Origin of the sequence: Thiothrix sp., assembly GCF_028714775.1 — a bacterium.
Lineage (GTDB): Bacteria > Pseudomonadota > Gammaproteobacteria > Thiotrichales > Thiotrichaceae > Thiothrix.
On sequence record NZ_JAQTLS010000007.1, the window covers coordinates 166,812 to 191,767 of the forward strand.

Consider the following 24,956-nt stretch of genomic DNA (forward strand, 5'->3'; position numbering starts at 1 on the left):
TCGCCAATTTCTTTAGGGTAGCCACGAAAATACTATGGATACACGCAGCTTCCTTCCCGAATGGCATCCGCAATGGGGTGTCCTGCTCGCATGGCCCCATCCAGACACCGATTGGGCAGACAACCTCAATGAAGCAGAAACCTGTTACACCCAGATTGTGCAAGCCATCAGCCAGCGCGAAAACGTGCTGTTGCTCTGCCATGACGCGCAACATCAGGCGCATATCGAGGCGGTATTGGGCAAAACGGCGCAAGTGCATTTCGTGCAAATGCCTTACAACGACACATGGGCGCGGGATTTTGGCTTCATCACAGTCATGCGCGACGGCAAGCCGCTGCTGCTGGATTTCACCTTCAATGCATGGGGTGGGAAATTTGATGCGGAACTGGATAATGCGGTGAATGCGCAACTGGCAACGCACCCACTGCTGACTGGCAACGCTCTGGAAACACACCCACTGGTCATGGAAGGCGGCAGCCTCGAAACCGATGGGCAAGGCACATTACTGACCACTGAAATCTGCCTGCTCAACCCCAACCGCAACCCGACACTAGACCGCACCGCCATTGAAGCACTGTTACACGAATCGCTGGGGGTAGAACGCATCCTGTGGTTGGCGCACGGACATCTGGAAGGCGACGACACCGACGCGCACATTGACACTCTTGCCCGTTTTGCCGACCCGCAAACTATCGTGTACATGAGTTGCGACGACCCGACAGATTCGCATTACGCTTCCCTGCAAGCGATGGAAGCCGAACTCAAGGCATTGCGCCAAGCTAATGGCGAACCTTACCGCTTATTCCCGATTCCGCTGCCTGCGGGCATTTACGACGAAGGCCGTCGCCTGCCCGCCAGTTACGTCAATTTCCTGATCATCAATGGTGCGGTGCTGCTGCCCGTTTATGCGGATGAAAGCACTGACCCGCTTGCCATTGCCCAAATGCAAAGCGCTTTCCCCCAGCACCAAATCATCCCAATTGATTGCCGCGCCCTGATTGCACAGAACGGCAGCCTCCACTGTGTCACCATGCAAATCCCGCAAGAGGTCGTAAGCCAATGAGCCGCAAACTGAAAGTCGCCGTTGTCCAGCACAGCAACAGCGCCGATTACCACGCCAATCTGGAAAAAAGCATCGCAGGCATACGCCGCGCCGCCGCCCAAGGTGCGCAACTGGTGATGTTGCAGGAATTACATACCGGCCTGTATTTCTGCCAAGTGGAAAACACTGACTACTTTGACCTTGCCGAAACCATTCCCGGCCCCAGCACCGATACGTTGGGGAAACTAGCAGCAGAATTAGGCATCGTGATCGTCTGTTCGCTGTTTGAAAAACGCGCTACTGGCCTGTACCACAATACCGCCGTGGTGTTGGATACCGATGGCAGCATCGCGGGGAAATACCGCAAGATGCACATCCCCGATGACCCCGGTTACTACGAGAAATTCTATTTCACCCCCGGTGACTTGGGCTTTACGCCGATCAAAACCAGCCTAGCCACCTTGGGCGTATTGGTTTGCTGGGATCAGTGGTATCCCGAGGCAGCGCGTTTAATGGCACTGGCTGGTGCGGAGCTGCTGCTCTACCCCACAGCCATTGGCTGGAACCCACAAGATACGGCGGAAGAGCAAGCCCGTCAGCGCGATGCATGGATTACCGTGCAGCGTTCACACGCCATTGCCAACAACATCCCAGTACTAAGCGCCAACCGCGTTGGCTTTGAAGGCGACCCCAGCGCACAGACCGCAGGCAGCCAATTCTGGGGGTCTAGCATGGTGGTCGGCTGGCAAGGTGAGTTGCTGGCGCAAGCTGACACTGCCAGCGAAACCGAGTTAGTGGTTGAACTGGACATGAGCCGTACTGAGCAAGTGCGCCGTTGGTGGCCCTACTTGCGTGACCGGCGCATTGACGCTTATCAGGACATTACCCGCCGTTATCGGGATTAATAGACCGCGCATCGGGCACTGCCATTATCTTTCCATCAAATGCATTTATGTGAACTAAGCTCTACCTATAGGTACGCTCAGTGAAAGTAAAGGGAAAGATAATGGCCAATAAATACAAACTGACAATCATCACCGTGCTTGTCGTAGCGTGTATTTCCTCAAACACGTTTGCAATGTCCCGCACGCTTCACCTTGAGCGGCTCAGCCTACCTTCTGACAAACAGGCCGAACTCAGGCTCCCATCAGAGCAGAATTCTTACATCGTCGCGTATAAACAGCTTGCCAAACTGTTCGGCTACAGCTTGTACCAACGGATGCTGGAAAACGACAATTTCCTTAAAATACAGGAAATCGCATTAGGTCTTCTGGCGAATAAAGCTACAAAACGCTCTTCTCAAACTCGGCTTTCAGGATGCTGTAATGCCGCTCAAACATGAGTTCCAGTTCGTCGATGATATGCGCTGCCGCTTTGCCGTGGATAACGTGCGCGGTCATTAAGCTGGAGGTTTCATTCAACAGGCGATCCCTGTCGACCATCGGGTAAGTGGCAGTCAAGCGCTTGATAGCTTTGACCACACTTTCTTGTTCGGGGCGGGGAATGGCTTCCGGTTGCGGAAATTCGGTCATGGTTTCGGTCACTTCCGACGGCGAAGTCGCAAGAAATTCCGCAAAACGCAGCAAGCTTGCCTGATCTTGCGGGTTCATGGTGCGGAATAACTTGCGTAGACGCTTTTCGTCGGCTGTGCCAGATTGTTGGGGTATACCGGGTAACATGCTCGCTCCCTGATTTGTTGAGGCTAGGCTAAAAAATCAGGGCGCATCTTACCACAGCACGGCATCAGTCCTTGGCATGTTTTTCACAGTAGCAACGGGCAAACTCCAGCAACTCTTCCATCGCCCGGACTTTGAACTTCTGGCGCTGGCGCACAAACGAGAAGTCGCGGGACAGTGGCGGATCAAGTGGAATGGATACCAGCGATCCCAGTTTCAGCTCTTTGGTAATGCTGGCGCTGGAAACAATGGTGACACCCATGCCAGCTTCCACCGCGCCCTTGACCGCTTCTGGGCTACCCAGCTCCAGACAGGTATTCATCGCGTGCTTGTCCATCCCCAAGCTGTAGAGGTAATCAAGGATGACCTCACGTGTGCCTGAGCCTTCTTCGCGGCAAATGAAGGGGTAATCCATGATGTCTTTGAGCTTGATGCTATCGCGCTTAGCCAACTCGTGTTTAGGCGGGACAATCAATACCAGTTCATCTTGACGGCAGACTTCCACCAGCAAGTTTTTGTTGTTGACCAGACCTTCCACCACACCCAAATCAATGATGTTATTTTCCACCATCGACACGATCCCTTCGGTATTGGAAACGCGCAAGCGCAAGCGCACATCGGGATTTTTCGAGTTAAACTCACCCAGCAAGGCTGGCAGCATGTACTCAGAAATGGTGGTGCTTGCCCCAATTGTCAGCGAGCCACTAATATCATCTGTCATTTCCCGGATGGCATTTTCCATTTCTGCGTATTGCTCAAAAATTTTCTCAGCATACTCAAAAACGATCCGGCCTGCTTCCGTTAGGGAAACACGGTTGTGGGTACGGTCAAACAAACGGGTATCAAACTGCTCCTCCAGTTGACGGATTTGGAACGTAACTGCGGGCTGCGTCATGTGCAGCACTTCCGCCGCTTTAGTAAAACTTAACAACCTAGCGACTGCGTGAAAGACTTGTAATCTTCTGTCCGACATACGGCTACCTATTCTCCTTAATCAACGTCATCCAGCCCAAGGAACCCCGACAGCAAAGTATCTGATGATTTTATACGCCTGAATTTCCCTGCCGGTCATCCATTACCGGATATTCATCCCTAATCTACCGATTAAAAACACTTGCTGATCCAAATATTGTGATATTTGCGTGTTTGTTCCACATAGAATAGAACAATTCCTGAAGTATGCCTGCGTATGCCTAGAATATACTCAAAAAATTCGACAGAGTGTCGAAATAAGGGCATTAACTGTAGTGTTATAGTGATTGATGCGGTAATTCAATCGGTTTTTTTATCATTCTTTTGCTTCTGACCGGGGATGAGTGGGTCATCATCATCCATCAAAATACGGTGCGCAGGGCCTTCCAGATCATCGTATTGACCACTTTTTACCGTGTAAATAAAGGCAATCACCACCACCACCATGACCCCGAGCGCAATCGGGATCAACAAGTACAAGGCTTCCATAATCCATTCCCCAATGAAAAAAACAGTTTTGATTATACTGGTAAAGGATCAGTTTTTCAGGCGCAATGCGTTAAGCACCACAATCAGGGAGCTGGCGGACATGCCAATCGCTGCCATCCACGGTGAAATGATGCCGCAAGCTGCTAACGGAATAGCCAGCAGGTTGTAAAGGATAGTCCACGCAAAGTTCTGCTTAATGATGGTTTGCATCCGCCTTGAGGTCTGGACAGCAAACGGCAGTTGGTGCAGGTTCTCCGACAACAGCACCATGTCAGCGCTGGCCTGCGCCAATTGTGAGCCACTGCCCATCGCAATCGACACCTGCGCCCCAGCAAGCACTGGCGCGTCATTTACGCCATCGCCGACCATCGCCACCACCGCGCCCTGTTCCTGTAGTTTTTTCAGGTAAGCCAGTTTGCCTTCAGGTAATTGCCCGCCAAAGGCATGGGGAATCCCCAATTGCTGCGCCACCCCTTCGACCACTGTCGGGGCATCACCGCTCAGCAAGGTCACATCAACCCCCAAGGCACGCAGTTCCTGCACCACGCTGGCAGCTTCCTCGCGCAAGCGGTCAGCCAATGAAATCAGCGCCAACCAACCGTCTTCTGAGCCAAGGAAAATTTCGGAACGTTCGGTATTGCGCGTGGTTTCCGGCAGGTTTACGCCGGTCAGCTCGCGCACAAAACTTTCCGTACCGATGCGGTAACGTTTCTGCTGGTAAATGCCTTTCACCCCGCGCCCCGACTCGGAAGTCAGGTTAGTAAACACGGCGGGGCTGTCGCTCAGGCGTATGATCGCATGGGCGACCGGATGTTCTGAGGCGGTTTCCAAGCCTGCGGCTACATGCTTGCAGAAGCTCGTGGTGGCATTACCCAAGACTTGGAAGCCAACGACTTCGAGTTGTCCGTGGGACAGCGTGCCAGTTTTGTCGAAAATGATGTGGTTAATACGAGCCAGTGTTTCCAGCGCGTGTCCGCGTGTGGTCAGCACGCCCTTAGAAGTCAGCAGCCCTGTAGCAGCAGTCAAGGCTGCCGGAGTTGCCAGCGAGAAAGCACAGGGGCAAGTCACTACCAAGACCGACAAAGCGATCCAGAATGCCTGTGAAGGCTCGTGCTGATACCACCAGAAGAATACACCCGCCGCAATCACTAAGATGATCGGCACAAAGCGCGAAGCCACTTTTTCTGCCATCCGTGCCAGTTCTGGCTTTTCCGACTGGGCGCGTTCCAGCAAGCGGATGATGGAAGCCAGCACGGTGTTATCGCCGACTTTTTCCACGCGCATGGTTAGCGGGCTTTCGATATTGACCGTACCACCGACCAGCGCATCGCCCACGTGTTTCTGGCAGGGCAAACTTTCGCCTGTTAACAGTGATTCATTGGTACTGCTCGCGCCGTCAATGACCATACCATCGGCGGGCACGACTTCACCCGGCCTAATCAGCACATGATCTCCGGCTTCAAGCTGGCTGACCGGAATCACTTCCTGTTCGCCATCACGCACACGGGTGGCGGTGGCAGGCATTAGCCGGACGAGTTCTTCTGCCACCTGCCCTGCTTTGTGCCGCGCTGCCATTTCCAAATAGCGCCCACTCAACAGCAGGAAGGTAAACATGCTGACCGAATCAAAATAGACTTCCCCGCCGCCGGTCACGGTTGCCCAGACACTGGCGCTAAAGGCAATCCCAATCGCCAGCGATACCGGCACATCCATACCAAAACGCCTGCGCCGCAAATCACGCCAAGCGGAGGTAAAAAAGACTTGAGAGGAATAAAAGACCACCGGGGTAGTCATGATCAGGCTGATCCAACGCAGGAAATCCCGCATCCCGGTATCCATGTCGGAAACCGCGCCGATGTACATCGCCACCGCGATCATCATCACCTGCATCATGCCCAAGCCTGCGACCGCAATCCGGCGCAAAGCCACGGACTTTTCCTTTTTTTGCAGGGATTCTAAACGGCCCGGATCAAACGGGTGGGCATGGTAGCCGATCTCAGAAATAGCTTTCAGCACATCACTTAAGTGGATGATGCTGTTGTCCCATTTCAAGGTGGCTCGGTGGGTGGAATAGTTGATGCGGAATTCAAGGATACCCGCCAACTGCTTGACATGGTTTTCGTTCAACCACACACAAGCAGCGCACACAATCCCCTCCAGAATCAATGAGGCTTCGCGGATATTGCCCGTGCCATCGGTTGCACGCACAAACGAGCGCTGCAATTCCGGTGCATCGTAGACCTGCAATTGGCGCAAGGCTTCGGGAACCAAGTCTTCCGGCTTGCTGCTGATTTCGGTACGGAAACGGTAATAATCTGTCAGGTTATTTTCGACAATGGCCTGTGCGACGGCATTGCAGCCGGTGCAGCACATTTCCCGCTCGACACCATCAATGGCAACCGGGTAATGCGCACCCACCGGAATCGGTTGCCCGCAGTGAAAACAATCAGACGCGCCGCTCATTGCCCTGCCTCAATCCACGTTTCACCTTTGACTTCGTGGACTTCCTCACCCCGGTTGACCACGATAACCATTGCCCACGCGCCCGGCGCTGGCAGGCTAATCGGTAAACCGTAATAACCGGGGGCTATTTCCAGCAGGTCAAATTGCTGATCCAAACTCTTGTTGGAAGGGCGCAAGAACGATAGCCGCGCTGCCCCCCCCGTTACTGCTTGCCCATCCTTATCCAATACATGGATACGGAACAGTGCGGATTTACCCATACGCGGCTTTTCTTGCCAGCCTTCGCTGACCTTCCAACCGCGTTCGGTTTGCGTTTTTAGCTGCGAAAGGTAGTTGTTGTACTGGTCGTACTTCTTTTGGAAATCGTTGGAAACCGTGCCCGGAAACGCCGAAGTCACATTGGTAGCATCTGGACGCTTCGGTACTGGCAGGAATTGACGGATAAGGTCAGCACTCGCGCCGCTGTTAGCCAAGCTGATAATGGTCGAATCCACGACCACCAAGATCATGAAAAAGCCAATCAGCACACCATGAACCCAGTGAAACCCGCTTTTGCCGCCCGTTTCGCCATCACGACCACTCACAATGATACCCAGCACCACCGCCGTCATGGTAAAAAACGCGAAATGGATAGCAAATACATCCAACCCTGCCCAATGCGTTGCCGCCAGCGGGATATAGATAAGCTCCACGATCAGGATAGTCAGCAAAGCTGCCAGTTTGCCTGACTGGCGCAGTCCTTTGAAAAAAACGAAAAACAGGGTGAACGACGTAAGTACGCCCACCCCGAGTGTCAGCAATAAGCTCTGATTTTCCATTCATCCATCACGGTAAAATAAAGTGCGAAGGGATGATGACCGCTTCTTTGACCTTGCCCTCCAGTGGCGTTAACTTGAACTGGAATTCACGGTTTTTCTGCGTGTCACCGGGCTGCACAGTATAACGGACTTTTGCGAGAATGCGTATGCTCGAATCCGGCTTCAAACTGATGTCACTGAACTGCCCCAAATCCATTTCAGCACTTGGCAGATTTTCCAGCTCCAGCTTGTAACGGGCAGCTTCCATGGTCTTGTTATTGATCTTAACTTCGTAGCTGTTTTGGATACGCCCATCAGACATCTGTACAAACAGCGGGCTGCGGATTTGGATAGCATTCACTTCCAGCAACTTGCTGCTACCGATACTCCAGACCAGATACATACTGGCCAACAAGGTAGCAACACCATAGCCCACGGTACGCAATTTCAGCACTTTGGTTTTCTTACCTTGCAGCCCATGATCAGAGGTATAGCGGATAAGGCCACGTTCCCAGCCTTGCTTGTCCATAATGCCATCGCAAGCGTCAATGCACAGGGCGCAATGGATGCAACCAATTTGCAACCCTTTACGGATGTCGACACCTGTCGGGCAAACTTGCACACACAGGCCGCAATCAATGCAATCGCCATGCCCTGCTTGCTGGCGGGCTGCTTGGTCACGCATGTCTTTGATCGGTTTGGTACGCCCAGCCGTGCCTTCACCACGATTTTTGTCATAAGAAATGATGACGGTATCTTCGTCAAACATGACGCTTTGGAAGCGTGAGTAAGGGCACATGTGCAAGCACACGTATTCTTTCGCCCAACCTGCGGTCAGGTAGGTGGTCATCATCAAAATGAAGGATGCACCGTACATGGCAGTCGGCGCATTGCCAGTGAAAAACTGTTTGGTCAGTTCAAACGCATCGCCCCAGTAGAGGGAGAAACTGATACCTGTCCACAGTGCCAACGCCAACCACAGCAGGTGTGTTGAACCTTTCTTAAGAATTTTCTCGGCATTCCACGCTTGTTTATCCAAACGCAGACGCGCCACCCGGTCGCCTTGAACAAATTTTTCAAGCAAGCGGAAAGCATCTGTCCACAAGGTTTGGAAGCAGAAATAGCCGCAGAACACCCGTCCCAACAAGGTCGTGACAAAGAACAGTAAAACTGCTGCCAAGAACAGCAAGGCTGTCAGCCAGAAAATGTCCTGTGCGTGCATTACAATGTTAAAGATGTAATAACGCCGCCCCGGAATATCAAACAGGATTGCTTGGTCAGGCCCTACAACCCTTTCCCAACGCAGCCACGGCAGCAGGAAAAACACTGAATAGGCAAGTACCAGAATGCCCGTTTTGAGGTTACGGAAACGCCCCTCAACCGAACGCGGCTGTAGGCTGCTTTTAGGTTCAACAACTTCGTCAATGTTCATCATTTGCTATATCCAATCGTTCTACTGGGAATGCGCATCATACGTTAGTTATGCCCTATTGCCTTGCGTATGCTCAAAATAACGCAAAAAGGCCGGAACATGTCCGGCCTTTTGCTGTGCTTGCTAACTACTTATTGGGCAGTTGCGCCAGCAGACATTTGCTTCAGGTAAGCAACCAAAACCTTAACTTCGGTATCATCCAAACGTGCAGCCCAAGCAGGCATCTGACGTTGTACACCTTTCTGGACAACAGCTTTCACTGCTGCCAATTTAGCTTCAGGCGTTTCAGCCCCAGCCACGTTGGCGATAGTCCATACCTTGTCAGTCAGGTTAGCAGAACCTTGGGCGTGCATACCTTTACCTTCTTTGGTGTGGCAGTAGTAGCAACCAGCGCCTTCACCTTCAAAGATTTTTTGGCCTTCAGCCGCTGCGGCTTTATCCGCAGGTTCACCCGCCAAGCTCAGCACGTAGTTGGCAACTTGCGTTACCTGTGCATCGTCCAGCACGTTGCTGAAACCAGGCATGTAGCCTAAACGACCGTTACGGATAGTGGTTTCAATCGTCTTGGTATCACCACCCCACAACCAGTCATCATCGACCAAGTTCGGGTACTGACCAACCACGCCTTGCGCACCGGACTGATGGCAAGCTGCACAGTTGTCACCGAACATACCAACGCCGTAAGAACGGACAAAAGCAGACATATCAGGGTCTTGTGCGATTTGCTCATAAGAAGCAGCGCCAACCTTACCCAAGTATTCTTTCTGCTTAACCGCCTCTGCACCATTTTGCATGTCGTGAGCCAGCAGCGCACGCATGTTCCAGTGGGTAGATTTCTCTTCGCCCGCATCGGTCTTATAGGTAATGTTGTTACCAACACCTTTCAGGAAAGTATTCCCGACAGGCCAAGAAGGATACATTACCCAATAAACGATTGCGAAGATGATCGTGCCGTAGAATGTCCACAACCACCAGCGCGGCAACGGGTTGTTAAACTCTTGCAGCGTTTCATCCCATACGTGGCCGGTGGTTTCCGCGCCAGTTAAGGGGTCTTTTACAGGATTAGCCATAACTATTTTTCACCTTTAGCCTGGGAAGCTTCTGCGGCCTTGACCTTACGGTCGGCATCGTCTTCGTCCATCAGCGGCATGTAGCGGTAGGACTCAAGCCTCTCGCTACGTTTGCGGCTGGAATAGACGTAAAGCACGATACCGATGAAGGTCGTAAAGAAGATCAGCAATGCAACAGTTTTACTGTTACCCAGATCCATGATCCATGTCCAGAAATCTGTCAACACCTACTTAATCTCCTCGGCTGCAAAACTTCATCCAAAAATTAACGGAACTGGATGAAGTGGTCTTCATCGAACTTGCTGAAATCAACCATCGTGCCCAGCACTTGCAGGTAAGCAACCAGCGCATCCATCTCGCTTACGCCAGATGCATTGCCGTCATAGTTACCAGCCTGTGCTTGAGCCAACAGTGTGTTTTCCGCAGTGTTGATGTCGAGCGTCTTCGCGGTTTCTTCACCAAACCTTTTGACGTTGGCATCGTACTCAACCTTGGTCTGTGAGTAAGGGACACCCACACGCTTCAAGGCAATCATACGGTCTTGGACATCAGAGTAATCCAGCTTGGTTTCTTTCAACCACGGATAGTTTGGCATGATGGATTCCGGTACAACGGAACGCGGTGCGGTCAAATGCGCCACTTGCCATTCGTTGGAATACTTGCCGCCAACACGTGCGAGGTCAGGCCCAGTACGCTTGGAACCCCATTGGAATGGGTGGTCGTACTTGGATTCAGCCGCCAGTGAATAGTGACCATAACGCAGGTCTTCATCACGGAACGGACGGATCATCTGTGAATGGCAGGTATAGCAGCCTTCACGGATGTAAATGTCACGACCGCGCTGTTCCAACGGTGAATAGGGATGGATAACATCCAGACCTGTTGCCGGGTCTTTCACGTCTTCCACCGTTCCATTGAGGTAATGCAACGGGACGATTTCAACCAAACCACCGATACTGATCGCGACCATCGTCAAAACGATCAACATCGCGGAGTTGGTTTCAATACTTTCGTGTTTAAACATGTGTCACTCTCCCTACTTATGCTTTGGCAGCAGCAACAGCAGAAACACCTTCTTCCTGCTTCGCACGCGCGATAGTCATGTAAATGTTGTAGGCCATTACCAGCATACCGGACAAGAAGAACAAGCCAGCAACAACACGCGCAACCAATGGGCCATGCATGAAGGCAACGGTTTCAACGAAGGTGTACGCCAAGTTGCCGTACTCGTCGAAGGCACGCAGCATCAAACCTTGACCGATACCAGATACCCACAGTGCAGTGATGTACAGCACAGTACCGATAGTTGCCAAGAAGAAGTGAGTGTAAACCAGTTGCAGACTATACAGCGTGGTGTTCCACAGGCGTGGGATCATGTGATAGAAGGAAGCGATGGAAATCATAGCAACCCAGCCCAGTGCGCCGGAGTGAACGTGACCAACAGTCCAGTCAGTGTAGTGTGACAGGGCGTTGACGCTCTTCAGGGACATCATCGGGCCTTCAAAGGTAGACATACCGTAGAAAGACAGCGCAGTGATCATGAACATCATGATTGGGTCAGTACGCAGCTTATCCCATGCGCCGGAAAGCGTCATGATACCGTTGATCATACCACCCCAAGATGGCATCAACAGCAGGATAGAGAAGGTCGCAGCCAGTGTGGAAGTCCAGTCAGGGATCGCAGTCCAGTGCAGGTGGTGAGTACCTACCCACATGTACATGAAGCTCAGCGCCCAGAAGTGGATGATAGACAAACGGTAAGAGTAAACCGGACGGCCTGCTTGCTTAGGAACGAAGTAGTACATCATCCCCAAGAACGCTGCTGTCAGGAAGAAACCTACCGCGTTGTGACCGTACCACCACTGCGTCATCGCATCTTGCGCACCTGAGAACAGGCTGTAAGAAGTCGCAGAAGTCAGGCTAACCGGCACTGCCAAGTTGTTAAAGATGTGCAGCAACGCAGTCGCCAAGATGAACGACATGAAGAACCAGTTAGCAACATAGATGTGCGGCTGGTTACGCTTGACCAAGGTGACGGTGTAAATCAGGAAGTAAACAACCCAAACAACCGTAATTGCGATGTCGACGAACCATACTGGCTCTGCGTACTCACGCCCTTGCGTGTAGCCGAACAGGTACAGCAGGCCCGCGATCAAGACAGACAGGTTCCAACCCCAGAAGGTAAACGTCGGCCAGAAAGTGCCACCAGCCAAACGGGTCTGGCAAGTACGTTGCACAATGTAGTAGGAGGTTGCAAACAGTGCGTTACCGCCGAAACCGAAAATAACACCGCTGGTGTGCAACGGACGCAAACGTCCGAACGTAATCTGGGCAATATCAAGGTTCAGGAATGGCCAAGCCAATTCTGACGCGATATAGACCCCGGCGATCATGCCGAGGATACCCCAGAAGATTGAAGTTATCGCGAATTTCTTCACGATATCATAGTTGTATTGCTCTGAAGAGAGTGCAGCACTATGAGCCATCGTATGCCCTCTGGTTAACAAGATTGAAAAAATGGAGATAGTTTTATAGCCCGGCAAGCATACAGGAAAATGCAAGTTAAGAAAATGTTAATATTGCTGCGAAACCGCACTGCAACGCCATTTCCCTAAAACCGGATTGCCACAATGATATACATCAAAAAAGCATGAAGAACCAGACCAAAACAACGTTCAAGATGGCAACCGTGACGGCCGCCGAACCCATGTCTTTCGCCCTGCCAGACAACTTATGCGGCTCCATCCCGGTGCGGTCTACCACCGCCTCCACCGCCGAGTTCAACAGCTCCACGATTAACAACACTAATAGACTGCCGATCATCAGTGCCTTTTCAATACCATTTTCACCCAACCACAAGGCCAGCGGCACTGCGATTAACAGCACCCAAACCTCTTGGCGGAAGGCTTCCTCGTGCTTGTAAGCAGCCCGGAAGCCCTGCCATGAATATTGCCCCGCCTTGATGATCCGCGTCAGCCCGGTGTTACCGCTGTATGCCATGTATGTCCGCCTTCAACCCTATTTACTTAATGTTGTGCTTTATGCCACATCTGCGGGCGGCGGGGCAACGTCAGCCAGCGGCTCTTCCGTCGTTTCCGCCGCTTCTGTTTCCGCTGCTGCTTCTGGCGCAGGAACGACCACATCCCCGCGTTTGAAGGCCAGATAGGCTTCCGCCGTCATCTTTTCGCCCTCTTTAATGACGTGGGTGCAGATGCCGCGTTTGCACATTTCCAGCGTCCCGAACCAGAAATCTTGCCCGATCAGCATCCTAGCGAATTCATCTTGGCTCAAAAATTTCTGCACGACGAGGATCGACTCGAAAAATTCGCGCAAATGCTTGGAGTAATGCACAGCCCGCGTTTCAATTTCACCGCCCTTGCCATAGAAAACGGAGGAATAGTCATGGAACATCAGCTCGGAATATTCATACGCAATCCGTTCGCTGCACATGCAGAACGCCATCGCGCCAGCGGAGTAGCCGTGATTGTTCAGGATGGAGGTGCTGCGCCCTTTGAAACGGTTGGTCACGATGTTGTAGAGCGTCAACAATTCATCCACCAAGCCGCCATTGGAGGAAATTTCCAAGCAAATCTCATCATCGGCATCCGCTTTGGAAAGCTCATGGTAAATTTTGTGCAGCCCGTTTTTGTTTTCGGAAAAACTGTCGATGTACAAGCGGAACTGTCTGCGCTTGGGTTTGATGACCTTGGTTTCTTCGTCTAAGGTCGTGACAAAAAGGGTGTGGTAGTCATTATTGAGCGTGACCCCATCATTTTTTCCAGCTTGGCTCATGTCTCTCTCTCGGTAGTCCTGTTTTGTTATCTAACCTTAGCGCAGATTTTTTATCATGGAGACGCTATTTTCAACGATGGTGGCTGCTGTCTTTTCCAGCATTGCCTTGTCGAACAAAATAGCCCCTCCTGATGCGGATGCCACCTCGGCATTGAGTGGCGGCAGGTGAATGAAACCTCGCGGGATGTCCTTCCCATCAGGGCTGCGCATCAAGGTATAGAACACCGCATTGCAGAGGAAAGTTCCGGCATCATCGGAAGATTCGACGGGAATGCCCGCTTTACGTAACTGTTCTGCTATCCCGCTCAATGGCAAGCTTGAATCCAACGTCGCAGGGCCACGCACATCCATCACCGCACTTTCCGGTACTGCACCGGCATTGTCAGCTATTTTACCGCGCACATTGTGGGCAGTCGTTTCCAAGCGCACGGGTTCACGGCCTGCTTGACCGAAGCTGATCACCAGTTGCGGTTTGTAGGTTTGGATGAGCGTGTGCAATTTCGCTTCAGCCTTGCCCCACACCACTGGCAGTTGGGCAACGACCACGGTGGCATCGCCAAAATGCTTGCCATCCAAGGCTTGCACGGCCTCCCACGAGCTGTTGGTGACATCGCCACCAAAAGGCTCGAATCCTGTCACCAGTACCATACGCTGCCCTGCCTGTAGCGGCGTGATAAAGCTCATGAACAGCCACACCGCCACCGCAAAGAAACGGCGGCTCACATTCAAAATGATCATGACCGACGCGGCTAGTTAACGCTATTGCATTGGTCGAGCAAGGCTTTGTTTTCTTTTTCGCTCCACGTCATGCCTGCGTCATTATAATAATAATCAAGCCCGCCGACTTGCGCAGACAGCTCTTGGCAAACTGCCATGTTTAAGCCTTTGCCGTAAGGCCCTGTCAGGACACAAGTTCCGCCACTGCATTCCCAAACCAAACCGCTCGTTTCCACACTGCCGGTGTAGGTTGTCCCTGCGTACCATGTGTGTGTTTCCCCGGCAAACGCGGCAGCATTAAGGGAAAAGAAAAACAACAACCCCAACACACTACGATTTTTCATGATTGTTCCTTTGGCGAATGAGCAATAATTTGACTGTTTTATCTCCCCGTGACGGGAGCGTGAAGCCTTGTTTATAACGCATCTATAGGGAAGAAGATAGCCCGCCGCTGGATACCCAAGCGAGCACCCAACAATTTCCATTGCATCCCTCTGCCCAAATTCATACCATCGTCCTGAGCATCCACCACCCACACCCAACGGGAAAACCGCATGTCAGAGCTAGCCCTGCAACTCATCGAAAAAGAAAAACAAGAACGGACTGGAACACTTAATATCAGTCGATGTGGACTAACCGAAATACCGGAAGCTGTTGCTGAATTGTCATGGCTGAAAATATTAATAATCGAAAACTCCAGCCACATAAAAACAGAAGATGGCAAATGGGTAGAAAACCCAAACAAAGGTAAATTCAACCTCATTTCTGACATCACTCCGCTGGCTAGCCTTCTGAACCTGCAACTGCTTGACTGCTCTTCAACACAAGTCGCTGACCTCGCTCCGCTGGCTAACCTTCTGAACCTGAAAGAATTACGCTGCCATTCAACACAAGTCGCTGACCTCGCTCCGCTGGCTAACCTTCTGAACCTGAAAACGTTAAACTGCTCTTCAACACAAGTCGCTGACCTCGCTCCGCTGGCTAACCTTCTGAACATCCAACTGATTAACTGTTCCTCTACACAAATCGCTGACCTCGCCCCGCTAGTTAACCTTCTGAACCTGCAACAGCTTGGCTGCGGCTCAACACAAATAACTGACCTCGCTCCGCTGGCTAACCTTCTGAACCTGAAACTGCTTGTCTGCAATTCAACACAAGTAACTGACCTCAGACCTGTAAAACATATACTGGAAGCTGGTTACATCCTTTTTGATGAGTGCCCACTGGTTTCTCCACCGATGGAGTTTGCAGAAAAAGGAAAGGAGGCAATTCTCGAATATTTTGAACAGTTGGATGTTGATAGTAGAAATCTGAATGAGCTAAAAGTCATCTTCCTCGGCGAAGGTGCATCGGGGAAAACCTCGCTGATCCGACGTTTGCGTAAAGAGGACTTTAACCCAAAAGAAAATCAGACGCACGGCATCCGTATCCGTAAGACCCCATTCGACATTGATGGCGAGACGGTTGATGCCCATTTGTGGGATTTCGGTGGGCAGGAAGTGATGCACGCCACCCACCAGTTTTTCTTATCGCAGCGCTGCATCTACGTGTTGGTATTGAACAGCCGTACCGATGATAAGGCCGAATATTGGCTCAAACACGCCAACAGCTTCGGTGGCAAGTCGCCTGTCTTGGTGGTGTTGAACAAGATCGACGAAAACCCGTCCTTTGAGGTCAACCGCAAGGTACTCAGCGAAAAATATCCGCAGATCAAAGGCTATTACCGCCTTTCTTGCCAAACCGATGTAGGCATTGGGGAGTTTGAGCAAGCCTTACAGGAACAGATTCGCCAGTCTGATACCCGCCGCACGCCTTTCCCAACGGCATGGCTGGCGGTCAAAAATCATTTCGCAGACATGGATAAAGACTACATCGAGTCGGCAGAATACCGAGATGTTTGCATCCAAAATGGTGTAGATAAACCTTTCAGCCAAAACGTGCTGCTGCAATTCCTGCACGATCTCGGCGTCATCATCAATTTCCGTAACCTGAAAAATTTTGACACTCAAATTCTCAACCCGCTATGGCTGACCAATGGTGTTTACCGCATCATCAACTCACAGAAAATTGCCGATAATAAAGGTTTGCTGCATGAGAATGACTTTGATGCCGTTATCAATGATCCGCGCTATGTGAACGGCAATACCACGGACAAAGTTTTCTGTTACCCGCGCAACAAACTGCAATACATCGTGCGGGTCATGCAGGAGTTCGAGTTGTGTTTCCCACTGGATAATTGCCAATACGTCATTCCGCAGTTGCTGCCCGTCGCAGAACCAGAGTTCAACTTGAATGGCGCAGTCCTGCATTTCGTCGTGCGTTTCCCTGAATTTTTGCCTGACAGCATTTTCCCGCGCCTGATGGTGAAACTGCACGGTTTTATCAAAGATGATTTACGCTGGCGTTCCGGCATGGTGCTTTCCAAACCATCTGTATTCAAAGCAGAAGCCCGCATCCGTGCAGACCGGGAAGACCAGAAAATTACGATTGATGCTTGTGGTGAAGAGCCTCGCCGTTTATTGAGCTTCATCCGGGAAACACTGAAGGAAATTATCGAAGGATTTACTGATTTGCCGTTTGAGGAAATGGCACAGATTCTGGGAACTAAAGAATTCTGGGATTACCAATGGTTGGTCGAAATGGAAAAAGCGGGCGAAACTGAGTTTTTCGTGCCACAAATTCGCAAACGCATACGGGTTGCCGACATGCTGGACGGCGTGGAAGAGCCGTCGATGCGCGATGAAGTGGCACAACTGCCGGTCAAGGCATTCATCTCCTACTCCCGCAAAGACTACGAACACATGCGTGAGCTGCAAGCAGCCCTGTCCCCATTGGTGCGACTAAATAGCCTGAAACTTTGGCATGACCGTGATATTGATGCAGGCGAAGCATGGGAAAAAGAAATTATGCAACAACTGGAAGAGGCAGACATTGTACTGTGCTTGGTCAGTCATGATTTTACCAACTCAAATTTCTGCTACAAGCAAGAATTCCTAACTGCACTCGAAGCCCACCAGCGTGGAGAAAAGACTATTATTCCTATCCGGTTACGTTCCTGTAATTTGGCGAGCCTGCCATTAGCCGACATTCAAGGTCGGCCTGACAATTGGATCACATCGTCACCGAACGCGGATGAAGCTTGGACAGAGGTAGCAAAGGGTTTGGAACCCGTCATTGAAAAGACCCAACAACGTAAAAAGAGATTGCTGGAAGAACAAGGCGTTCTGAAATAGGAAGTTGGGGAAAGTGTGCAGGATGCCGCCACCCTGCACACAACCACATCAGTCTTTAATCCGATATTCCGCAGACCGCGCATGAGCCGTCAGCCCTTCGCCGTGCGCAAGGATCGAGGCAATCTTGCCCAGCTCCGAAGCGCCTTCCGCCGAGCAATCAATCAGCGATGAACGTTTCTGGAAGTCATAAACCCCCAACGGGCTGGAGAAACGCGCCGTGCGTGAAGTCGGCAGCACGTGGTTTGGCCCCGCGCAGTAATCGCCCAAGGCTTCCGCCGTGTAACGCCCCATGAAAATCGCGCCCGCATGACGGATTTGCTTGGCGAGTTCGCGCGGATTTTCCACGGAAAGCTCCAAGTGTTCCGGCGCGATGTAGTTGGCGACTTTCACCGCCTCATCCATGTCTTGCGCCACGATCAGCGCCCCACGGCCTTCCAGTGACTTGCGGATGATTTCCTTGCGCGGCATTTCCTCCACCAGCCGGTCGATGCTGGCTTTGACTTGTGCCACGAACTCCGCATCCGGGCACACCAGAATGGATTGCGCATCTTCGTCGTGTTCGGCTTGCGAGAACAAATCCATCGCAATCCAATCCGGGTTGGTTTTACCGTCACACACCACGAGGATTTCGGAAGGGCCTGCGATCATGTCGATGCCGACCGCGCCATACACCATGCGCTTTGCGGTAGCGACGTAGATATTGCCGGGGCCAACTACCTTATCCACTTGCGGTACGGTTTGTGTGCCGTAAGCCAGTGCCGCAACTGCTTGTGCGCCACCGATGGCAAACACGCGGTCAACGTTGGAAATCGCCGCTGCTGCCAGCACCAGTTCATTCACTTCGCCTGCCGGGGTTGGCACAACCATGATCAGCTCTGGCACGCCCGCGACTTTCGCAGGCACGGCATTCATCAGCACGGATGAAGGGTAAGCCGCCTTGCCGCCGGGAACATACAAGCCCACGCGGTCAAGTGCCGTGACTTGTTGCCCCAGCAATGTGCCGTCAGCTTCGGTGTAGCTCCACGAATCCATTTTCTGGCGTTCAGCATACGCTTTGATGCGGGCTGCGGCCTGTTCCAAGGCACTGCGCTGTTCCGGCGTGATATTTTCCAGCGCCTGTTGCAGACGTACCAGCGGGATTTCGAGTTCCGCCATACTGCCCACGTTCATGCGGTCGAAACGGTTGGTGTATTCCACCACTGCGTCATCGCCACGTTTACGCACGTCTTTCAGAATACCATTGACGGTATTGAATACCGCGTCATCGGAAACGCTATCCCACGCCAGCATCGCGTCCAGTTTCGTCCAGAAATCGCTGGCGGTGGTGTTCAATTCGGTAATGTTGAGCATAAAAGGGATACTCCTGTTACCCCTCACCCCAACCCCTCTCCCTCAGGGGGAGAGGGGCTAAGATAGGGAAAATTTCTCTTGTTCCCCCTCGCCCCTTGAGGGAGAGGGGGCTAGGGGGTGAGGGGTTTACCCTCGACGTTTTTCCACTGCTTCCGCCAACTGGTGCAACACGCTTTCGGTGGTATCCCAGTTGATGCAGGCATCAGTGATGCTTTGTCCGTAAACCAGTTCTTCGCGCTTTTTGCCGTCTGCTTTTTGGTTGCCTTCGACCAGATTGCTTTCGATCATCACGCCGGTAATGGCCTTGCTGCCGCCCGCGATTTGTGCCGCAACATTGGCAGCAACGTCCGGCTGGCGACGGTAATCTTTATGGCTATTGGCATGACTGAAATCAACCATCAGGTACGGTGGCAACTTGGCTTTCTGCAAGGCTTCCACTGCCGCCGCGACACTGGCTTCGTCATAGTTCGGCTCACGCCCGCCGCGCAAAATGACGTGGCAGTCATTGTTGCCCTTGGTGGCAAAAATCGCAGTACGCCCTTCCTTGGTGACAGACAGGAAATGGTGCGAACGGGTCGACGCGCCAATCGCATCAATCGCGATATTGAGGTTGCCATACGTGCCGTTCTTGAAACCAATCGGGCAGGAAACCCCGGAAGCCAGTTCACGGTGGCCTTGGCTTTCGGTGGTACGTGCGCCAATCGCTGCCCAACTGATCAGGTCAGCCACGTATTGCGGGCTGATCAGGTCGAGGTATTCGGTCGCGGCAGGCATCCCGATGCTGTTCAAATCCAGCAACAATTTACGCGCCATGCGCAGACCCTTGTTGATATGGAAACTGTTGTCCATGTCCGGGTCATTGATCAGCCCCTTCCAACCGACCGTGGTGCGCGGCTTCTCGAAATACACGCGCATAATGATGTGCAACTGGTCTTTGAGGCTGTTACGCAGGTGTTGCAAACGCGCCGCGTATTCCAGCGCCGCATCCACATCATGGATCGAGCAAGGCCCGGTCACAACCAACAGGCGGTCATCTTCGCCGTGCAGGATGTTGTGGGCTTCTTGGCGTGCGGTATAAACCGTTTCGGTCGCAGTTTCGGTTAACGGGTACTCGCGGTGTAACTCCACGGGTGGAGTCAGCTCGTGCATACCGATGATACGCAGGTCGTCGGTCTGGTATTTCATGAGGCATCCTTTTGTTCAACGGCCCGTTGGATGTGGGCAATCAGTTCACGGATAGGTGCGTGTTTCAATTTTAGCGAGGCTTTGTTAACCACGAGGCGGGAAGTGATGTCCGCCATGTGTTCCAGCGGGGCAAGCCCGTTGGCACGCAAGGTGTTGCCGGTGTCCACCACGTCCACGATGCAATCTGCCAAACCGACCAGCGGGGCAAGTTCCATCGAGCCATAAAGTTTAATCACATCCACTTGGCGGCCTTGCTGGGCAAAGTAATTGCGGGTGCAATTGACAAACTTGGTAGCGACTTTCAAGCCGGTTTCGGGTAACGGACGGTCAGGAAAACCCGCCACCATCAGCTTGCAACGGGCAATTTTCAGGTCGACTAGCTCGTACAGGTCTTGTCCGCCGTGTTCCATCAGCACATCTTTGCCAGCCACGCCCAAATCCGCCGCGCCGTATTGCACATACGTCGGCACGTCAGTAGCGCGGATAATCACCAGCTTCACGTCTTCGCGGTTGGTGTCGAGGATCAGTTTACGGCTGGTTTCCGGGTCATCCAGCGGCTCGATACCGGCGGCTTTCAGCAGCGGCACGGTATCTTTGAATATGCGCCCTTTGGAGAGCGCAATCGTCAGTGTATTTTTCACGGCCTTATCCATTCATTTTTCAGCCATTCACCCGTTGGATACGCGCACCCAAGCGGGACAGTTTCTCTTCAATCCGTTCGTAGCCACGGTCAGTGTGGTAAATCCGGTCAACCGTGGTTTTGCCCGATGCTGCCAAACCTGCCAGCACCAGTGAGGCGGAAGCGCGTAAGTCCGTTGCCATTACTTGCGCACCTTGCAGCCCCGGCATCCCGGCAACAATTGCGGTGTTACCTTCCAAGCGGATGTTTGCGCCCAAACGCATCAGTTCCGCGACGTGCATCATGCGGTTCTCGAAAATGGTTTCAACGATCACACCAATGCCTTTGGAGACTGCATTCATCGCCATGAATTGCGCTTGCATATCGGTCGGAAACGCAGGGTACGGGTCAGTGCGGATGTCCACTGCTTTCAGGGTACGCCCGCGCATATCCACTTCAATCCAGTCAGCCCCGGTTGTAACCAATGCACCTGCTTCGGTAAATTTGTGCAGTACAGCATCGAGTGTATCAGGTGCTGCTTTTAATGTCCTCACCCGACCGCCAGTGATGGCAGCCGCCGCCAAGAACGTGCCAGTTTCAATCCGGTCAGGCAACACGCTGTAGTCGATACCTTGGAGGCTTTCAACGCCTTCAACCGTGATCCGGTCAGTGCCCGCGCCTTGGATTTTTGCACCCATCGCAATCAGGCAGTTGGCAAGGTCAACCACTTCCGGTTCACGCGCTGCATTTTCCAATACGGTTGTGCCTTCCGCCAATACCGCTGCCATCAGCAGGTTTTCTGTGCCAGTGACGGTCACGATGTCCATGACGATTTTCGCGCCTTTCAAACGGCTGGCTTTAGCTCGGATGTAACCTTCTTCGACCACGATGGTTGCGCCCATCGCTTCCAAACCGGAAAGGTGGATATTGACCGGACGTGTACCGATGGCACAACCACCGGGCAGGGAAACTTCCGCTTCACCGTAACGTGCGACCATCGGCCCCAACACGAGGATCGAAGCCCGCATGGTGCGCACCAAATCATACGGCGCACAGAAATGCTGGATGGTGGAAGTATCGGTATGGACGTTATTTTGTTCGTCTACTTCGACCGTCACACCCATGCCTGCAATCACCGCCGCCAACGTCGATACGTCTTTGAGGCGCGGCACATTGCGGATAGTCATGGGAGTTTCTGCCAGTAAAGTGGCAGCCAGCAGCGGCAGGACGGCATTCTTAGCACCGGAGATTTCCACATCCCCGTCCAGTGCCACCCCACCTTCGATAATCAGCTTTTGCATTGTATTAATATCCGGGTCAGTCGCTTGTCAGCAAAAGGTGGGATGATAGCGAAAATTGTTGGTGGATTCACCGCATCGTGCAAACTTTCGTGTCGTGCTTGGGATCATCCTGAAAATCCCCGTTCGGACAGCCGCCATTAAGACCCGGTTCAGTCGCTTGTCAGCAAACCCATGAAACAATAGCCAGAGTCACGTAATCAAATAAAATGATGGGGAACTAAAACAACCGCCACCATTTCTAAACGTGAACATTATTGGGGAACACGCCGTTGTTGCTAGGGCTAGTACACAACGGCTGGGCGAAAGACAAACTGGGGGCTACACAAAATGGCAATGCTACGCCACTTACGAGGGAGTCGCGTTATTGCGTCCTTCTTGCTGCTCATGGGCTTGACAGCAACGCACGGCGCGAATGCGTTTTACAACAGCTTTTCGGCAATGGGGACGAATACTAACGAAATCATGGAAGACGATTCCAGCGCACCCTTCATTGACCTGATGAAAATGTCGCTGCCCTTCCGCGAAGCACGCCCCTTAACCAAAGGCGATGTGCAATACGACGGTTATGGCTGGCCGAGGTCGATTTCCCCCGGCGGGCAAGCGGGTACGCGCATCCTCAACAAATTACCTGCCGGAACCATCCCGCGCGGCTTCTACAGCGTGTTGTATGACGGCGAAGGCAAACTGGAATACGGCAATGACGCCTCCTTGGTGGAACATGCCAACGGGCGCGACGTGATCCTGATTGAGCCGGGTAAGGACAACGAACTCAGCGCCACGCTCTACATCAAAGCCACCAATCCCGCGAACCATTTGCGCAATATCCGTATTTTGCCGCAGGGTGGGATTTGCGCCGCCAACCCCTTCCAGCGCGTTGCCGGTGCGGGGCAATGCCAAGGCGATTACCTGTCCTTCGAGCAGCACTCCAGCAAGATCATTTTCAACCCGGACTACCTGAAATACATGCGTGATTTCCGCGTGATCCGTTTCATGAACATGAGCGGCATTACCCGCAACCCCGTGTATGCGTGGGAAGACCGCGCCAGTATCGACCAATCCACGTGGGGCGGTGCGGAAGGCATACGCGGCGCACCGATGGAAGTGATGGTGGAACTCGCCAACCGCTTGCACGCCGACCCGTGGTTTTCCCTGCCCCACGCTGCCAGCGACGATTTCATCCGACGCTTTGCCGATTACGTGCGCGTCCACGTTGACCCCAGCCTGAAAATCTACGTGGAATACACCAACGAAGCGTGGAATGGCATTTTCAACCAACATTCCTATATGAAGCAGCAAGGCACGCGGCTGGGGCTTGACCCCGACCCGGAACAAGCTGCACACAAATACTATTCCAAACGTTCGGTGGAAGTGTTCCGCATTTGGGAACAAGCCTTTGGCGGCAAGGAACGGCTGGTACGGGTGCTTTCCGGCTTGACGGGCAGCACCGCGATGAGCAAAACCATCCTCGCGCATGACGGTGCGTTCCGTTCGGCTGATGCTTACGCAATTGCCCCGTATGTATACGGCGACTACAACGCCTTGCGCAGCGCCCGCAGCGTGGCAGACGTGTTCCGCATCATGACCGACGCCCGTTACGCGCATTCGCTGCCAAACGAAATTACTGCCATCCAGAAACAGGCGGAAATCGCCCGTGGCTTCGGCGTTGACCTGATTGCCTACGAAGGCGGGCAACACTTGGTCGACTGGAACACCAAATCCAACGACCAACCGCCCAACAACTTGTTCTACGCCGCCAACCGCAGCCCACAAATGGGCGTGATTTACCGGCAATTGCTGGAGGGCTGGAAACGCGCAGGTGGAAAACTGTTCGTGCATTACACCACCCCGCGCATCTACCAAAAATACGGCAGCTTCGGCGCGAAAGAGTACATTACCCAACCGGACGGGCAAGCGCCCAAACATCAGGCGATCCTAGGTTTTTCCCGTGCTAACCAATGCTGGTGGAGTGGCTGTTCTGGCAATACTTTGGTGCGCCACACCAAACCCGCGATCACGTTGGAAGCGATGAAAACCCAGTCCGAACCGCTGGACGCCACCGCACCGCAACACGAGCCAGTGGACGGCGCACCACCACCGTTCCCGATGGGCAATATGGCTCCGGCTGACGAATTCCAATCTTACCAACGCATTCTGGTTTCCATGCACGGCTCGCCCAACGAGCAGTACGTAATGGGCAACAGCGCCATCGTCCGCCAAGCGCGTGATGCCCGCAATATCTGGCAAGGCGCATCCACTTACCAGTTACGCACGGTCGTCAATGGGCAAGTCAACGGCCCCAAAGACCTCGCCGCCCACTGGCAAGCAAGCTGGGATCAGCGCAACCTTTACCTGCGCGTCGGCGTGGAAGATGACAGCAGCAACACCGATTCCAACGTCCCGTGGGAAGATGACGCCATCGAAATCTACTTGGATGCCGACGGCTCGCACAACAGCCAATACGACGGGCGCAATGACTTCCACTTCATCTTTGACGGTGGCAGCAACAAAGTCGCTATGGGCAAAAACTCCCCACAGACCAATAGCATCCCGATGAACCACAACATCACCCGCGCCAACGGCGGCTACATCCTCGAAATCACCCTGCCGTGGGACGCCTTACGCATCCAACCACGCCCCGGTATGCGCATGGGGCTGGACGTGCATGTGGATGACGACGACAACGGCGGTGCGCGTGACGGCAAACTGACATGGCGGGCGCGGGCGGATGAATCGTGGCGTGATCCGTCGTTGTTTGGGCAGGTGGTGTTGGGGGAATAAGCGCCAGCAAGCTGTTGAAAAAACTGTAAGCCACTCATGC

At 52.8% G+C, this 24,956-nt stretch carries 22 protein-coding genes; 4 read left to right on the forward strand and 18 right to left on the reverse strand.

The window, feature by feature from the left end:
- Positions 1 to 34 precede the first annotated feature (34 nt).
- Positions 35 to 1,063, forward strand: a complete 1,029-nt coding sequence (locus tag PHE17_RS08330) for an agmatine deiminase family protein (RefSeq protein ID WP_301015364.1) — start codon at positions 35 to 37, stop codon at positions 1,061 to 1,063.
- Positions 1,060 to 1,947 (forward strand): carbon-nitrogen hydrolase, encoded by an 888-nt coding sequence (locus PHE17_RS08335; RefSeq protein WP_301015365.1) that lies wholly within the window; start codon positions 1,060 to 1,062, stop codon positions 1,945 to 1,947. Before PHE17_RS08330 ends, PHE17_RS08335 begins: the two co-directional genes overlap by 4 nt.
- Before the next feature lie 378 nt (positions 1,948 to 2,325).
- Here PHE17_RS08335 and PHE17_RS08340 read toward each other — a convergent pair whose 3' ends face one another.
- The 14 genes from PHE17_RS08340 to PHE17_RS08405 all read right to left on the reverse strand — a co-directional run bounded on the left by PHE17_RS08340 (position 2,326) and on the right by PHE17_RS08405 (position 14,794).
- On the reverse strand, positions 2,326 to 2,721 hold the full coding sequence (locus tag PHE17_RS08340; protein ID WP_301015366.1) for a hypothetical protein: 396 nt from the start codon (positions 2,719 to 2,721) through the stop codon (positions 2,326 to 2,328).
- Between the two features lie 64 nt (positions 2,722 to 2,785).
- On the reverse strand, positions 2,786 to 3,691 hold the full coding sequence (locus PHE17_RS08345; RefSeq protein WP_301015367.1) for a selenium metabolism-associated LysR family transcriptional regulator: 906 nt from the start codon (positions 3,689 to 3,691) through the stop codon (positions 2,786 to 2,788).
- 299 nt (positions 3,692 to 3,990) lie between these two features.
- Complete coding sequence (gene ccoS, locus PHE17_RS08350; protein ID WP_301015368.1) at positions 3,991 to 4,179, reverse strand: cbb3-type cytochrome oxidase assembly protein CcoS; 189 nt, start codon at positions 4,177 to 4,179, stop codon at positions 3,991 to 3,993.
- Positions 4,180 to 4,227: 48 nt separating this feature from the next.
- A complete protein-coding gene (locus tag PHE17_RS08355) occupies positions 4,228 to 6,642 on the reverse strand; it encodes a heavy metal translocating P-type ATPase (RefSeq protein WP_301015369.1) in 2,415 nt (804 codons plus the stop codon).
- Positions 6,639 to 7,460, reverse strand: coding sequence for a FixH family protein (locus PHE17_RS08360; protein ID WP_301015370.1), 822 nt, complete (start codon positions 7,458 to 7,460; stop codon positions 6,639 to 6,641). The genes PHE17_RS08355 and PHE17_RS08360 overlap by 4 nt, the downstream gene beginning before the upstream one ends.
- Before the next feature lie 7 nt (positions 7,461 to 7,467).
- Positions 7,468 to 8,874, reverse strand: a complete 1,407-nt coding sequence (gene ccoG / locus PHE17_RS08365; protein WP_301015371.1) for a cytochrome c oxidase accessory protein CcoG — start codon at positions 8,872 to 8,874, stop codon at positions 7,468 to 7,470.
- A 128-nt stretch (positions 8,875 to 9,002) separates the two neighbouring features.
- On the reverse strand, positions 9,003 to 9,941 hold the full coding sequence (gene ccoP, locus PHE17_RS08370) for a cytochrome-c oxidase, cbb3-type subunit III (protein ID WP_301015372.1): 939 nt from the start codon (positions 9,939 to 9,941) through the stop codon (positions 9,003 to 9,005).
- Positions 9,942 to 9,943: 2 nt separating this feature from the next.
- Entirely contained in the window at positions 9,944 to 10,168 is a 225-nt protein-coding gene (locus PHE17_RS08375) for a cbb3-type cytochrome c oxidase subunit 3 (protein ID WP_301015373.1), read from the reverse strand.
- 38 nt (positions 10,169 to 10,206) lie between these two features.
- Positions 10,207 to 10,965, reverse strand: coding sequence for a cytochrome-c oxidase, cbb3-type subunit II (ccoO, locus tag PHE17_RS08380; RefSeq protein ID WP_301015374.1), 759 nt, complete (start codon positions 10,963 to 10,965; stop codon positions 10,207 to 10,209).
- 16 nt (positions 10,966 to 10,981) lie between these two features.
- Positions 10,982 to 12,427 carry a cytochrome-c oxidase, cbb3-type subunit I gene (ccoN, locus tag PHE17_RS08385; protein ID WP_301015375.1) on the reverse strand — a complete coding sequence of 482 codons (1,446 nt, stop codon included), beginning with the start codon at positions 12,425 to 12,427 and terminating at the stop codon, positions 10,982 to 10,984.
- A gap of 154 nt (positions 12,428 to 12,581) precedes the next feature.
- Entirely contained in the window at positions 12,582 to 12,941 is a 360-nt protein-coding gene (locus PHE17_RS08390) for a diacylglycerol kinase (protein ID WP_301015376.1), read from the reverse strand.
- 39 nt (positions 12,942 to 12,980) lie between these two features.
- A complete protein-coding gene (locus PHE17_RS08395) occupies positions 12,981 to 13,733 on the reverse strand; it encodes an ATP-dependent Clp protease proteolytic subunit (RefSeq protein WP_301015377.1) in 753 nt (250 codons plus the stop codon).
- Between the two features lie 36 nt (positions 13,734 to 13,769).
- Positions 13,770 to 14,471, reverse strand: coding sequence for a pyroglutamyl-peptidase I (locus PHE17_RS08400; protein WP_301015378.1), 702 nt, complete (start codon positions 14,469 to 14,471; stop codon positions 13,770 to 13,772).
- Positions 14,472 to 14,482: 11 nt separating this feature from the next.
- Positions 14,483 to 14,794 (reverse strand): hypothetical protein, encoded by a 312-nt coding sequence (locus PHE17_RS08405; protein ID WP_301015379.1) that lies wholly within the window; start codon positions 14,792 to 14,794, stop codon positions 14,483 to 14,485.
- A gap of 210 nt (positions 14,795 to 15,004) precedes the next feature.
- On the opposite strand from PHE17_RS08405, the gene PHE17_RS08410 reads away from it, so the two are divergent.
- The gene (locus PHE17_RS08410) at positions 15,005 to 17,683 is read left to right on the forward strand and encodes a COR domain-containing protein (RefSeq protein WP_301015380.1); all 2,679 of its coding nucleotides are present in this window, start codon (positions 15,005 to 15,007) and stop codon (positions 17,681 to 17,683) included.
- Between the two features lie 48 nt (positions 17,684 to 17,731).
- On the opposite strand, the gene hisD is transcribed toward PHE17_RS08410, so the two are convergent.
- The 4 genes from hisD to murA form a co-directional block, all read right to left on the reverse strand.
- A complete protein-coding gene (gene hisD, locus PHE17_RS08415) occupies positions 17,732 to 19,033 on the reverse strand; it encodes a histidinol dehydrogenase (protein WP_301015381.1) in 1,302 nt (433 codons plus the stop codon).
- A 126-nt stretch (positions 19,034 to 19,159) separates the two neighbouring features.
- Positions 19,160 to 20,218, reverse strand: a complete 1,059-nt coding sequence (gene aroG, locus PHE17_RS08420) for a 3-deoxy-7-phosphoheptulonate synthase AroG (protein WP_301015382.1) — start codon at positions 20,216 to 20,218, stop codon at positions 19,160 to 19,162.
- The gene (gene hisG / locus PHE17_RS08425) at positions 20,215 to 20,859 is read right to left on the reverse strand and encodes an ATP phosphoribosyltransferase (protein ID WP_301015383.1); all 645 of its coding nucleotides are present in this window, start codon (positions 20,857 to 20,859) and stop codon (positions 20,215 to 20,217) included. Before hisG ends, aroG begins: the two co-directional genes overlap by 4 nt.
- A 19-nt stretch (positions 20,860 to 20,878) precedes the next feature.
- Positions 20,879 to 22,138 (reverse strand): UDP-N-acetylglucosamine 1-carboxyvinyltransferase, encoded by a 1,260-nt coding sequence (gene murA / locus PHE17_RS08430; protein WP_301015384.1) that lies wholly within the window; start codon positions 22,136 to 22,138, stop codon positions 20,879 to 20,881.
- Positions 22,139 to 22,465: 327 nt separating this feature from the next.
- Between murA and PHE17_RS08435 the strand changes: the two genes are divergently transcribed.
- Positions 22,466 to 24,916 (forward strand): sugar-binding protein, encoded by a 2,451-nt coding sequence (locus PHE17_RS08435; RefSeq protein ID WP_301015385.1) that lies wholly within the window; start codon positions 22,466 to 22,468, stop codon positions 24,914 to 24,916.
- The last annotated feature ends 40 nt before the right edge of the window (positions 24,917 to 24,956 follow it).

Coding starts and splice junctions, on each gene's coding strand:
- PHE17_RS08330 (WP_301015364.1), top strand. CDS start 35: ATGGATACACGCAGCTTCCTTCCCGAATGGCATCCGCAATGGGGTGTC.
- PHE17_RS08335 (WP_301015365.1), top strand. CDS start 1,060: ATGAGCCGCAAACTGAAAGTCGCCGTTGTCCAGCACAGCAACAGCGCC.
- PHE17_RS08340 (WP_301015366.1), bottom strand. CDS start 2,721: ATGTTACCCGGTATACCCCAACAATCTGGCACAGCCGACGAAAAGCGT.
- PHE17_RS08345 (WP_301015367.1), bottom strand. CDS start 3,691: ATGTCGGACAGAAGATTACAAGTCTTTCACGCAGTCGCTAGGTTGTTA.
- ccoS (WP_301015368.1), bottom strand. CDS start 4,179: ATGGAAGCCTTGTACTTGTTGATCCCGATTGCGCTCGGGGTCATGGTG.
- PHE17_RS08355 (WP_301015369.1), bottom strand. CDS start 6,642: ATGAGCGGCGCGTCTGATTGTTTTCACTGCGGGCAACCGATTCCGGTG.
- PHE17_RS08360 (WP_301015370.1), bottom strand. CDS start 7,460: ATGGAAAATCAGAGCTTATTGCTGACACTCGGGGTGGGCGTACTTACG.
- ccoG (WP_301015371.1), bottom strand. CDS start 8,874: ATGATGAACATTGACGAAGTTGTTGAACCTAAAAGCAGCCTACAGCCG.
- ccoP (WP_301015372.1), bottom strand. CDS start 9,941: ATGGCTAATCCTGTAAAAGACCCCTTAACTGGCGCGGAAACCACCGGC.
- ccoO (WP_301015374.1), bottom strand. CDS start 10,965: ATGTTTAAACACGAAAGTATTGAAACCAACTCCGCGATGTTGATCGTT.
- ccoN (WP_301015375.1), bottom strand. CDS start 12,427: ATGGCTCATAGTGCTGCACTCTCTTCAGAGCAATACAACTATGATATC.
- PHE17_RS08390 (WP_301015376.1), bottom strand. CDS start 12,941: ATGGCATACAGCGGTAACACCGGGCTGACGCGGATCATCAAGGCGGGG.
- PHE17_RS08395 (WP_301015377.1), bottom strand. CDS start 13,733: ATGAGCCAAGCTGGAAAAAATGATGGGGTCACGCTCAATAATGACTAC.
- PHE17_RS08400 (WP_301015378.1), bottom strand. CDS start 14,471: ATGATCATTTTGAATGTGAGCCGCCGTTTCTTTGCGGTGGCGGTGTGG.
- PHE17_RS08405 (WP_301015379.1), bottom strand. CDS start 14,794: ATGAAAAATCGTAGTGTGTTGGGGTTGTTGTTTTTCTTTTCCCTTAAT.
- PHE17_RS08410 (WP_301015380.1), top strand. CDS start 15,005: ATGTCAGAGCTAGCCCTGCAACTCATCGAAAAAGAAAAACAAGAACGG.
- hisD (WP_301015381.1), bottom strand. CDS start 19,033: ATGCTCAACATTACCGAATTGAACACCACCGCCAGCGATTTCTGGACG.
- aroG (WP_301015382.1), bottom strand. CDS start 20,218: ATGAAATACCAGACCGACGACCTGCGTATCATCGGTATGCACGAGCTG.
- murA (WP_301015384.1), bottom strand. CDS start 22,138: ATGCAAAAGCTGATTATCGAAGGTGGGGTGGCACTGGACGGGGATGTG.
- PHE17_RS08435 (WP_301015385.1), top strand. CDS start 22,466: ATGGCAATGCTACGCCACTTACGAGGGAGTCGCGTTATTGCGTCCTTC.